This window comes from Pseudobacter sp., from assembly GCF_051955275.1.
Taxonomy (GTDB): domain Bacteria; phylum Bacteroidota; class Bacteroidia; order Chitinophagales; family Chitinophagaceae; genus Pseudobacter.
This window is the reverse complement of record NZ_JBQCGW010000191.1, coordinates 1-12,715: the sequence shown is the minus strand read 5'-3', so window position 1 is coordinate 12,715 and position 12,715 is coordinate 1. Positions and strand designations below refer to the sequence as shown.

General features: G+C 48.7%; 9 protein-coding genes and 1 riboswitch. Of the genes, 4 read left to right on the top strand and 5 right to left on the bottom strand.

Translation table 11 applies throughout. The features are described from left to right. Nucleotides 1-11: 11 nt before the first annotated feature. The 4 genes from ACTHMC_RS16510 to ACTHMC_RS16495 form a co-directional block, all read right to left on the bottom strand. The gene (locus tag ACTHMC_RS16510) at nucleotides 12-794 is read right to left on the bottom strand and encodes a murein L,D-transpeptidase catalytic domain family protein (protein ID WP_440414674.1); all 783 of its coding nucleotides are present in this window, start codon (nucleotides 792-794) and stop codon (nucleotides 12-14) included. A 254-nt stretch (nucleotides 795-1,048) separates the two neighbouring features. After that, complete coding sequence (locus ACTHMC_RS16505; protein WP_440414673.1) at nucleotides 1,049-1,756, bottom strand: LytR/AlgR family response regulator transcription factor; 708 nt, start codon at nucleotides 1,754-1,756, stop codon at nucleotides 1,049-1,051. Beyond that, nucleotides 1,746-3,185, bottom strand: a complete 1,440-nt coding sequence (locus ACTHMC_RS16500; RefSeq protein WP_440414671.1) for a sensor histidine kinase — start codon at nucleotides 3,183-3,185, stop codon at nucleotides 1,746-1,748. Before ACTHMC_RS16500 ends, ACTHMC_RS16505 begins: the two co-directional genes overlap by 11 nt. A 96-nt stretch (nucleotides 3,186-3,281) precedes the next feature. Then, nucleotides 3,282-4,307, bottom strand: coding sequence for a Kelch repeat-containing protein (locus tag ACTHMC_RS16495; protein WP_440414669.1), 1,026 nt, complete (start codon nucleotides 4,305-4,307; stop codon nucleotides 3,282-3,284). Between the two features lie 587 nt (nucleotides 4,308-4,894). On the opposite strand from ACTHMC_RS16495, the gene ACTHMC_RS16490 reads away from it, so the two are divergent. Further along, nucleotides 4,895-6,130: a DUF4270 family protein gene (locus ACTHMC_RS16490; protein WP_440414667.1), complete on the top strand. Its 1,236-nt coding sequence runs from the start codon at nucleotides 4,895-4,897 to the stop codon at nucleotides 6,128-6,130. A 7-nt stretch (nucleotides 6,131-6,137) separates the two neighbouring features. Further along, entirely contained in the window at nucleotides 6,138-7,388 is a 1,251-nt protein-coding gene (locus ACTHMC_RS16485; RefSeq protein WP_440414665.1) for a hypothetical protein, read from the top strand. Between the two features lie 117 nt (nucleotides 7,389-7,505). Here the strand turns inward: ACTHMC_RS16485 and ppsA are convergent, their stop codons facing one another. After that, nucleotides 7,506-9,938 carry a phosphoenolpyruvate synthase gene (gene ppsA / locus ACTHMC_RS16480; protein ID WP_440414664.1) on the bottom strand — a complete coding sequence of 811 codons (2,433 nt, stop codon included), beginning with the start codon at nucleotides 9,936-9,938 and terminating at the stop codon, nucleotides 7,506-7,508. Between the two features lie 268 nt (nucleotides 9,939-10,206). After that, nucleotides 10,207-10,410: riboswitch (cobalamin riboswitch) on the top strand. A 134-nt stretch (nucleotides 10,411-10,544) separates the two neighbouring features. On the opposite strand from ppsA, the gene ACTHMC_RS16475 reads away from it, so the two are divergent. Together ACTHMC_RS16475 and ACTHMC_RS16470 are read left to right on the top strand one after the other, a co-directional pair. Beyond that, nucleotides 10,545-11,519, top strand: coding sequence for a ribonucleoside-diphosphate reductase small subunit (locus ACTHMC_RS16475; RefSeq protein ID WP_440414662.1), 975 nt, complete (start codon nucleotides 10,545-10,547; stop codon nucleotides 11,517-11,519). A 47-nt stretch (nucleotides 11,520-11,566) separates the two neighbouring features. Further along, nucleotides 11,567-12,715: ribonucleotide reductase N-terminal alpha domain-containing protein (locus ACTHMC_RS16470; RefSeq protein ID WP_440414660.1), on the top strand; the 1,149-nt coding region annotated here is incomplete at its 3' end.

Genomic DNA, 12,715 nt, shown 5'->3' with positions numbered 1-12,715 from the left:
CTTGTTTTCATTTAACGCACCAGCCTTGAACGGGAAATATAAGCAGAAGTTGGATGATAGATGAAGAGAACAGTGCCATCCTTGATCTCGTCGATTAGCGGACGGGAAATATCGTTGGGAACTGCGGGACATCCCTGGCTTCTTCCGATATAACCCTGGCTGTTGATCCAGGAATCAGACACATAATCTGCACCGTGTACAACAATGGCCCTGCGGTATGCAGCGTCATTGATACCCTTCTCCATTCCCTGTAATTTCAGTGAATAACCATTGCTGCCCTGGTAAGGTTTGCCGGTTACATAGAAACCGAGACTGCTGGCATTACTTTTGGGTTTATTGGAGAAAACGCGTGCGGATTCTTTTCCTGAGCGGTTGCCATGGGCCACCAGGCTATGGAAAAGCATCTGACAACTATTGAGGTCTATAACGAAAAGGCGTTTTTCGTTGCTTGGTTTGGAGAAATCTGCAATTGAGAGAATATTATCGCGTACGAGGCCTGATCTTTTCAGTTTTTCCATTCCCTTGAGGGCCATCTGGAAAACGGTACGGCTCAGTCCCTGCTCCTCCAGATGAAGGCTGTCGTACACCGCCATTTTGGTCAATGACCAGGCAATGGCACTGTATTCGATACTGCCAATGGGTGAAGGGGAGAAATAAAATGTTTTCGCTTCAGGTGAAGGGGCCACAGTTCCATCGGTAGTATACGGTACGAACGAAAAGTGGAAAATAATCAGAACCCCCAACACAGCTGCCTGGACCATCCTGGTCAGCCTTAACTTCTTTGGTTTTTGCATGGACACGTTCTCCAATTTTTAGGGTAAAAAATCATGCGTGCTACTACCGCATATTTTCTATCAACGGGATACTTCAAATAAAATTGCGCTGAAGTTTAGCAGCGCAATCCTGGATTTTTACTAATTGAACCGTGGCAAATGTACGTATTTCTCAAAAATATGCATCCCTGTGGCATTTTATTTACGCCTCAGTTAGGGTTTTTAACATATTATACGATATTCTATTCTGTTGAAAAATGATAACCCGTTGATTCCTACAACTTTTCCCCGATGAGGTTGTACAGGATACCCCGGTAATGCTCACTGCAGGGCAGTTCTGTCTCGCCAAGGAACACCGTTTTACGGGATACGGTGTCAAGCTTTCTCAGTGATACGATATAGGAACGGTGAATGCGGATAAAATTGGTAGCAGGTAAACGGCTCTCGAAATATTTGAGGCTCTGTAAAGTTACTACGGGCTTCCGGCTACCGGACAGGTGTATACGGGTGTAATCTTTCAGTCCTTCCAGGTAGATAATATCCTCGTAGAATATCTTCTGGATCTTGTGGGAAGTTTTGATGAAGATGAAATCGTCGTTTGCATTTACGTTCCTGTTTTTCCGGTAACTGATGTATTCGTATGCTTTGCTGACGGCGGCTACAAAACGATCAAAGGGAACAGGCTTAAGCAGGTAATCGATGGCGTCCATTTCAAATCCTTCGACGGCAAATTCATTGTAAGCAGTAACGAAGATCACGGAAGGCTTTTTTGAGAGCGTTTTCAGGAACTGGATGCCCGAGAGGTCCGGCATGCGGATATCCAGGAAAATGAGATCGATATCGTCCTGCTCAAAGTAAGGTCTGGCGGCCATTGGTCCCTCACATCTTGCCACCAGCTTCAGGTACGGGATCTTCTGAATAAAATCCTCCATCAGGTCGAGGGCCCAGGGTTCATCATCAATGATGAGGCAGTTAATTTTCATGCTCCAGTTCAATTTTGAGGTTAACAATGTAGAGGGATTTATTGTCTACCACATCCAGCAGGTACCTGCCGGGATATAACACGTCCAGCCTTCTCCGGGCATTGATCAGTCCTACCCCTTCATGCCCCGTCTGGCGTGAAGAAGTAACGGCATTGGTTACGGTCAGCATCAGAGAATTGCCGATCACATCCATGCGGATCCTGATCTCGGAGGGGATGGAATAGCTTACACCATGTTTAAATGCATTTTCTATATAGGTGATCAGTAGTAATGGCGCGATCAGCAAATGATCAGTATCGCCACTCACTTCATATTTCACAGTAACGTTTTTGGATAAGCGGAGTTTCTGAAGGTCGATATAATTACTGATGTATTCAATATCCTTTTTCAGTGATATCTTTTCGGTACTGGTATCATACAATACGTAGCGCATGATCTGGCTGAACTTGAGAATGGAATATTCCGTTTGTTCCGATTTCAGGTGCGCCTGAGAATAGATGCTGTTGAGCGTATTGAACAGGAAATGCGGGTTGATCTGCAGTTTCAGGAAGCTGAGCTCGGCATTGAGCCTTTCTGTTTCCAGTACTTTCTTTTGTTTTTCGCTGATGAGAAGCGAGTTGGCCAGTTTGATGAATCCGCTGATAAGTAAAATGATGATGGCAGATGTGAGCGTATCCATCAGCAGCATGGGCAGCGCCATCAACGGTATCTCCGTGCCGAAAAGATGCAGGGTGTTCATGGGCCCCGGCATACCGAAAGGAACAGTCCGCATCAGGGGTGCGGCCGGACCTGCATCCGCAAAATGTCTTTCCATGAATCGCTCATGCATGGAATCTCCGGCAGGAAAAGTGCGGCTTCTCGTCATGATCACCGTATCCGTTTCGCTGTGGTTGAAAGCCCTTCTGTATTCAAAGCTTTCCACGAAAGCGCCATCCCCTTCTACCCTTTTGATCAGGTTACTGTCAGGGCTTACGGTAATTGCGCTGATGGACGGAGCCATTTGTAATTTGCCTACCGGCGCCAGGCGATGAAACATCCTGTTACCTCCAGCTCTGATCACCATGCCCGACATAGTCCTGAATTTATTCTGTATGATAGACTCCACTGTCAGTTGCTGAATGCAGATGATCAGCAGAGAGCCGATGATGGTCAGGAAATATTTTCCATATTGTTTGCGCTGGAAGAAACGAGGGATAAGGTAGTAATAATGAAAATAAAACAGTGCGATCAGGAAAACCTTGTTGATCACTTCCCTGTAAAGAAAGTAAGTATCCAGGATCTCGATCCTGTAGATCAGCAGCGGCATGGAAAGGAAGAGCCCCCAGCCGATGATATGCAATGAAATGATGAGCAGACGATGCACCACCGTTTTTGCAGGTTTGAAGCCCAGCACATAAGCGAACACGTCAAGCGCACTGTCTTTTCTCATTGTGTAATTGAGCCGCCAAGTTAGCAAGGCGCTGCATGCAAAACATCGCAGCGCCTGCCAAAGCAGCTATTTTATCTTATCTATAACAAATGCGGGTTAGTTGTTGTCATCATCGTTCTGTTCTTCAAATGGACGGAACTCGAACATATTGTCGAAGATCTCGGAGCCACTGCGACCTGTAAGTACAAACGCCCTGTCTTTCAAAGAAAAGCCGGTGGCGCCTTCGCGTGCCGTGCCTTCAAAGGAAGTCTTTTTGGTCCAGAGATCAGTGGATGGTTCATACTCCCAGGTATCCGATATCAGTGACCCGGCACGGCCCGTAGCCAGGTAAGCCTTGTTTCCGACAGTAAATGATACAGCGCCATAACGTGCGATATTGGCGTAATCATCATCATAAGTTTCATCGCTCACATTGGTGAGTTTGCGGAGATCAGTCCATTTATTGGCCACCGGATCAAAGAGCTGGAGATCGTTCAACGCTTCACCATTATTGTTGCCACTGCAGATATAGGCTTTGCCGGCCACTACAAAAGCCACGGCCTGTGAACGCTTACGGCCACGGATACTGGCCTTCTCCGTCCAACTGTCATCCGTGGCGTTGTATTCCCAGCAGTCGGATAGCGCACTGGTATTGTAGCCCGTGGCTATATAACCTTTATCATTAACCGTAAATGCCACAGCATTTCTGCGCGCCACGCCGGGAAAGGGATTCTTAGCCGTCCATGTGTTCTGAACGGGATCATACTCCCATACATCGTTCAGCAATTTGTTGGCAGGGCCATTGAACCCGCAGGCCACATAAGCTTTTCCGTTGGCAGTAAAGGCCACAGCGCCACGCCGCATTTCACCGGGGAAGTCGGGGATCTTTTCCCAGTAGCCAAGATCCAGGTCCAGGCGATAGAACTCAGTACTGTACTGTCCGTTAGTGGCAAAGAGGCCGGTGCCTACATACGCTTTGTTGCCCAGGACAAATGAAACGGCTTCGCTTCTGGGATCGCCTCTGAAGTCTTCACTCCGCACCCAGTTGCCGACGAGGTCATCATCACTGTCATCACCGTTTTTGGTGCAGGAACTCAGAATGAAAAGGGAAGAGAATAGGAGGAGTAAAACGGGATGTTTCATTTGTGTGAATTTTTGCGCAAAGTATTTGGGGGTTGCGCAAAGAAGAACACAAAATAGATGGGGGGTGGGAGGAAATCGACTAAATGGAGTGTTTTGTCTATTGGAGGTGTTTTGAGTTAGTTTTTGTTTTGGGCAAAGAAGGGATGGGATTGCGGGCTGTAAAACATACCCACACCTGTTTGTACTTTGATGGGCGGTGGCGGGGTATGTTGAAGCAGAGGTGTATAGCCGGGCGTTGGGATCGTATGTTTGAAGGCCCGGCAATTCCCATCCCTTCTTTGCAGGGCACACTGAGCGTGCAACACCGAATGAGGGATCACGCTGGATTTAGACGATTTCAGGAGAGGAGGAAGAGGTACGGGTGCGGCTCGCAGATGCAAAATATGGTTCTGCCGATTTTATTGCGAGGCTGATATATAATAACAAAATGCTGAAAAAGTGGCCGGATATATTGCGGACAAATGAACAACCCAGGAATGATCAAGCAATTTTATGCCCCCGGAAATGTTTACAGGATCATTGTTACAACGTGTTTTGTTTTTTCTTTTCTGGCTTGCCAGAAAAAAGAAATCCAGTTTGGATCTGGCTTGCCCGATAGCTTTACCAGGATCCTGACCATCGATACCGTTACTCCTTTTCTTTCTACTGTAGTACTAGACTCCTTCCCCACTTCGGGTAATGGCGTACTGCTGGTGGGCAGGTGCGTGGACCCACTGATGGGACCAACACTCGCCCAGACATTCTTCCAGGTTGGCCTGCCGGAAGCGGCACAGAATGCAACGATACCTGAGGATGCCGTGTATGATTCGCTGACACTGGTGGCTCAACCCAATAAAATATGGTACGGGGATACAAGTAAAACACTTGACTTTTTAGCATATGAGATGACCGAAGCCGCGGATTACACCTACGCAAACAGGCTCTGGAGCACCAGCAGTTTCAGTTGGGCTCCGGCAGCCCTTGGTAGCGTAAGCCGCTCTCTGAGCCCATCCAGAGATTCATTGTATTTTAAACTCGCAGATAACAAAGGCGCAGAAATGTTTCAGAAGATCAGGGATAAGGATGCGGCTTTTCAGGATGCCGGGTCGTTCCTGAATTATCTGAAAGGCATCACCATTAAAGTGAATGCGAATAATAACGGGGCGGTGTATTCATTCAAAACCGATAGCAGCACCGTGATGAGGATACATTATCACACCACCTGGCCTTATTATGAAAAACATACGATCAACTTTTACCCGACAAGAAGTGAATACCAGTTCAATCAACTCCTGACAAACAGAACAGGTACACCGCTGGAGAAAAAACAGGACGGGCAGGAAGAGTTTTATCCCGATGAAAGCAATCCTGTCGCTTACACGCAGACGGGCACCGGTGTAATGCTGAAAGTGAAGTTCCCGGCATTGCAGGATATTAAAACCATCGGAAAAACCATACAGTTGTTATCAGCTCAACTTATATTGAAGCCGGTGGAAGGAAGCTTTGACCAGTATACTTTTCCATTGCCGAAAACATTATTTGTGGCGCAGACCAATGCCACCAATATCATCGGCGAAAACCTGACTGATATTACCGGCGAAGCCACGCTGGCCGCTTCTCCCTATATCGATGATGTATACAGGCTCAATACCAGTTACACTTTCGATATAACACATTATATCGCGTATCTGCTGACGCAGAACAATAGCGCAGAAATGGGATTGTACATGCTGGAGGAAAGTCCGGGTACCACCAAACTGCTCAACAGGGCCGTGATCGGCAACAAACAAAACCCGAAATGGATCACCCAGCTGAAACTCACGCTTTTGACCACTACTGAATAACCCATTTATGCAATACAGATTTACAGCATTCTCCATACTGATGATCACCGCTATCCATTCCCGGGCGCAAAGCATCAACTCCCCCTACTCCACTTATGGTATCGGAGATATAGAGCACAGGTTCTATGATAAAACGGCTGGCATGGGAAATTCCGGTACCGCTCTGATGAGCTCGGGCTTTCATTTGCTCAATAAGAATCCTGCGTCGCTGGCGGGCCTCGACAGAAGCGTATTCCTGGGCAATGCAAGCCTTACGGCAAAAACAGTGAGCTATGCAGGCACACCCATTACCAGCGATAATAATACCGGTCGCGATCTCTTCATCAAGAACTTTTCCGTGGGCATTAAGCTGAACAGTTTCTGGACTTCCGGCATCAGTCTCATGCCCTACAGTTACGTGAACTATTCTTATCGATCCAAACTGAATATAGAAGGCAGCACTGAAAATTATGATGCCCTTTATGAGGGAGATGGAGGTGTGTACAATGTGAGCTGGAACAATGCTTTCAATGTGGGCAGGCACCTTGCACTGGGGCTTCGGACCTCCATACTGACGGGATCTGTAAACCAGACAGAACAATTACAGACCAGCTATTCCACGGAGCCCATCGAAACAAAAAAGAAAGATTACTACAGCAAATTCCGCTTTGAATATGGCGCCATTTACTTTGGAAAACTGAGCAGGAACTGGAAATATTCTTTAGGCGGGAAGTTTGCGGCAAAGACAGACCTGAACAGGGAAAGAAGCGTTACGATTACCCAGGGAAGCAGCACTATCAGGAAGGAAGAGATACTGGCGAATGATCATTTCACTTTACCTATGACCTTTGACCTGGGTCTGGCGCTGACCAGCAAGGGACGCACTACCTATTCGGTGGATTATACCTACCAGGACTGGGCCGCTGATCCGGTAAGGGGTTCAAACTGGAGCACGATCAACAGTTACAGGATTGCAGCCGGCGTGCAGGTCTCCAACCTGGTGGAGCAATGGAATATGCAATTTGAAAAAAGCTATGTGCAGGTAGGCGGCTATTTCAACAGGAGCTACCTGCGTGTGAACAATACTCCTATCGATGAGGTTGGCGCCACCATTAGTTATGGCGGTTACCTGGGTGGCAAAATGAGTTACGGGCTGGCATTGGAAGCGGGACAGCGTGGTACCGTAACCAACAACCTCATCAAAGAAACCTTTGTGCAGTTGAGTTTCCGGTTTTCTTTCCGGGAGTTTTTGTACTCGAAGGGAAGAAAGTATGATTGATGAATGTTGGTGTGCTGCCGTCACTCGCGGGGACGCGGGCGACTGGGCACTGCGAAATAAAACAGGGGCTCACCTTTTGTGGTGAGCCCCTGCTTCTTTTTTTGCGGATCCGTATTATTAAACCACAGCAGCTGTTGATTCAATAGCGCTGATGGCTTTGATTGTTTTGATCACGGAGTCCGGTGTTACGGAGATACTGTCGATCCCCTTTTCCACCAGGAATTGTGCAAAGTCCGGGAAATCGGAAGGTCCCTGACCACAGATGCCTACTTTCACCTTGCATTCTTTGGCGGTGTCGATGAGCATGCTGATCATTCTTTTCACAGCGTCGTTGCGTTCATCGTAGAGATGTGCCACGAGTGCGGAATCACGATCGAGCCCCAGGGTGAGCTGGGTGAGGTCGTTGGAACCGATGGAGAATCCGTCGATATGCTCGGCGAATTCGCGCGCCATCAGGATATTGGAAGGCAGCTCGGCCATGAGGTAGATCTCGAGACCGTCTTTACCCTGTACCAATCCGAATTCCTTCATAGTTTCTTTCACTTTCAGCAGCTCCGATACGGTTCTGCAGAAAGGGATCATCACTACTACATTGGAGAGGCCCATTTCTTCGCGTACGCGCTGGATAGCTTTACATTCCAGTCCGAATGCGGGTTTATAGGCATCAGAGTAATAGCGGGAGGCGCCGCGCCATCCGATCATCGGATTCTCTTCATGTGGCTCGAAATGTTTGCCACCGAGCAGGTTGAAATATTCGTTGCTCTTGAAGTCGGAGAAACGAACGATCACCTTGTTCGGGTAGAAAGCCGAAGCGATCTTGGCGATGCCGTATGAAAGTTTGCGGATGAAGAATTCTTCTTCGTTCTGATATCCTTTGATCAGCTTTTCGATGCTGCGGGTGAGTTCCGGATCGTTCAGATCACGGTGCTGCATCAGTGCCAGCGGGTGAACGCCGATATAATTGTTGATGATGAACTCTTCACGAGCCAGGCCAACACCACGGTTAGGGATATGCGAGAAGCGGAATGCCAGTGCCGGTGAAGCCACGTTCAGCATGAGTGCTGTATCTGTTTGCGGCAGATCATCGAGGGAGGTTTCCGTTACTTCGTAATCCATTTTACCGTTGTATACAAAACCCTCATCGCCTTCGGCGCAGGAGATAGTGATCTCCTGACCTTCCTGGAGGATATCGGTAGCGTTGCCGCAACCAACGATAGCGGGGACGCCCATTTCGCGCGCAACGATAGCGGCGTGACATGTCCTGCCTCCTTTATTGGTAACGATGGCGGAGGCTTTCTTCATGATCGGCTCCCAGTCGGGATCGGTCATGTCGGTAACCAGTACATCGCCTTCTTTGAACTCATGTCCTTCTTCAACGCGTTTGTCGAGGGAGAACATGATGCTTACCTTGCCGGCGCCGATCTTATCGCCTACGGCAATTCCCTTTACGATGGGTTTAATGTCCCCGGGTTTGTTCTTCATCACATATTCAGTGATGGTATTGTGCTTTTTGCGGGAATGGATGGTTTCCGGGCGTGCCTGCACAATGAAGAGTTCCTGTGAGAGGCCGTCCAGCGCCCATTCCACGTCCATAGGGCACCAGTAATTCTTGATCTTGCTGTAGTACTGTTCGATGATGGCCACCCAACCTGCGAGTTTAAGGATATTCTCGTCGGAGAGGCAGAAACGGTACTGTGCTGATCTTTCGGTAGGGATGATGCGCACACGTTCATCGGGGTCATCACCGTACACCATTTTCTGGTCTTTAATGCCGAGCTTTTTCTCGATAATGGATTTGTATCCTTTTTCGAGTGTGGGCTTGAATACGAGGAATTCGTCGGGTGATACGCTTCCCTGTACTACCATTTCACCGAGGCCGTAGGAGCCGTTGATCACGATCACGTCTTTGAAGCCGCTTTCGGTATCCAGTGAGAAGGCAACGCCTGAGCTGCCGAGATCCGAGCGGACCATCTTCTGTACGCAAACGGACAGGCCAACCAGGAAGTGGTCGTACTTGAATGTTTCGCGGTAGCTGATAGCGCGGTCGGTAAAGAGAGAGGCGAAGCAGTTACGCACGGCGTCGATGAGTGCGGCTGGTCCACGTACGTTCAGATAGGTTTCCTGCTGTCCTGCAAAGGATGCATCGGGAAGGTCTTCTGCAGTGGCTGAGGAGCGCACGGCTACGTCTGTACCTTGCTGGTCATACTTTGCAGAGAGCGTGTAGTAGGCTTCAATGATCTGCTGACCCAGTTCCGGTGGAAACCTGGCGTTACGCACGAGGTTACGGATCTGCAGGCCGGCGCGGCGAAGCGATTCCACATTGTTGTAATCGATCTCTTTCACCAGGGCCCGGATGGTGGAATCGAGGTTGTTGAATTTAATGAACTCATTGTAGGCGTTCACTGTGATGACAAAACCTCCGGGAATGTTTACACCAAGATTGGTGAGGTTTTGTAGCATCTCGCCCAGGGAGGCATTCTTTCCACCGACTGTGTCGATGTCGTGAATGCCAACTTCATGCAATAGCAGGATGTTGCTGGTTGTTTTCATCTTCAAAAAAATGGTTGTCTGATGTCAGGATCTGTTTGGCAATCCAAAAGTAGGTAACGAACGTTTGTATACGGTAGAACTTATCAACAATATTTTTAATGTGTATTGCAGACGCGTTAACAAAGGTTAATTCTAGGGGCTGTAAGCACTTGCCGGACGCAAGCCGCATCATTCCTGTACTTCCATATAATCCCCATTAATTATACACATCCTGTGATTAAGTTAAATTGGAAAACGCCCCCCCTGATACTACGTTTGCAGTCGCTCTTGTACGCAATTTGTACCGGTTCCCGGACCTGTTCGCAGCCTCCGGGAGAATTCAGGGGAACCATGTGTAAGTCATGGACTGTTGCGCAACTGTAAGTTCACCGGCATCGCCACCACACCTGTGGCAATGGGAGCTCCGGTGGTCCCGCACTCAGAATGGGGACTAAAAACAAGTCAGGATACCTGCCCGGTATGATCTGTGCTGAATCCTTCGCATTAAAGGTAAATGCATAATTATGATAAGTGCCTGTACTTTATTCCAGGAATGAAGTAGAGGGCATATTATCGCTGTCTCTTACCTTTTCTGCGATCATTAAATGTGAATTAAAAAGCGATAGTATGCAACACGAAAACGAGATTCTTTTACAGGAAAACAAAGACCGCTTTGTGATCCTTCCCATCAACTATCCCAGAGTTTGGGAAATGTACAAGAAGCATGAAGCCAGTTTCTGGACAGCCGAAGAGATTGACCTGAGCGGAGACCTGAAAGACTGGGCTTCCCTGAACGATGGCGAACGCCATTTCATTTCACATGTACTTGCATTCTTCGCAGCCAGCGACGGCATTGTAAACGAAAACCTGGCCGTTAACTTCATGTCTGAAGTGCAACTGCCCGAAGCACGCTGCTTTTACGGTTTCCAGATCATGATGGAAAATATCCATTCTGAGACCTATGCCCTCCTCATCGACACTTATATCAAAGACCCGCAGGAAAAATATCACCTTTTCCATGCTATCGATACTGTTCCCGCAGTGAAAAAGAAAGCCGAATGGGCTCTCCGCTGGATCGAGAACGGCTCCTTCGCTGAAAGACTGGTGGCATTCGCTGCCGTTGAAGGCATCTTCTTCTCCGGCTCCTTCTGCTCCATCTTCTGGATGAAGAAACGCGGCCTCATGCCAGGCCTCACCTTCTCCAACGAGCTCATCAGCCGCGATGAAGGCCTCCATTGCGAATTCGCCTGTCTTCTTTACAGCATGCTCAGCAATCAGCTGCCTAAAGAAGAAGTGTACAAGATCATCGGAGACGCCGTACGCATCGAAAAAGAATTCATCACTGAAGCTCTGCCCGTTGACCTCATCGGCATGAACGCCAAACTGATGCAGCAATACATCGAATTCGTTGCAGACCGCTGGCTCCAGGAACTGGGATGTGAAAAGATGTTCAACACCGCCAACCCCTTCGACTTCATGGAAATGATCTCCCTCGAAGGGAAAACAAACTTCTTCGAAAAACGCGTGGGCGATTACCAGAAGTCAGGTGTCATGGGCGGCGGAAAAGATGCCAACACCTTCACGCTTGAAGAAGATTTCTAAGCACCCATTATTACTAATACTTACTACCACCATTAATATTCAGCATCATGTTTGTAGTTAAAAGAAACGGAAAAAAAGAATCTGTCAAATTCGACAAGATCACAGCACGCGTTGAAAAACTCTGCTATGGTCTGGACAGGCGCTTCGTGAACTCCATCGACGTGGCAAAGAAAGTGATCGAAGGGCTCTACGATGGCGTTACCACCACCGAACTTGACAACCTCGCTGCAGAAACTGCCGCTTCACTCACCGTGAAGCACCCTGATTATGCACTGCTCGCCAGCCGCATCGCCATCAGCAACCTGCACAAAAATACCATCAAGAGCTTCTCTGAAACCATGAAGCTCCTCTACGAATGCAGGGACGCCAAAGCCGGCAAAGCCGCTCCTCTCCTTGCAGACGATGTATGGGAAGTGATCCGGCAGAATCATGAGCTGCTCGACTCCACCATTATCTACGACCGCGATTATGCATTCGACTACTTCGGCTTCAAGACCCTGGAGAAATCCTACCTCCTCAAGGTTGACGGCAAAGTAGCAGAACGACCGCAGCATATGTACATGCGCGTAGCCATCGGCATCCACAAACAGGATATCGAAGCCGCTATCAAAACCTACCATATGATGAGCGAGCGCTGGTTCACACATGCCACGCCCACCCTCTTCAATGCAGGTACCCCCAAACCACAGATGAGCTCCTGCTTCCTCCTCACTATGAAGGACGATAGCATCGACGGCATCTACGACACCCTGAAACAAACTGCCAAGATCTCCCAGAGCGCAGGCGGTATCGGTCTTTCTATCCACGGCATCCGCGCCACCGGCTCCTATATCGGAGGCACCAACGGCACCAGCAACGGTATCATTCCCATGCTCCGCGTGTACAACGATACTGCCCGCTACGTTGACCAGGGCGGCGGCAAACGCAAAGGCGCTTTCGCCATTTACCTGGAACCCTGGCATGCAGATGTATTCGAATTCCTGGACCTCCGCAAGAACCACGGTAAGGAAGAGCTCCGCGCACGCGACCTCTTCTACGCCCTCTGGATCCCGGATCTCTTCATGAAACGTGTGGAAGAGAACGGAGACTGGAGCCTTTTCTGCCCGCACGAAGCACCAGGCCTCCACGAATGCTGGGGTGAAGAATTCGAGAAGCTGTATCACCAGTACGAACAGGAGAAACGCATGAGAAGAACT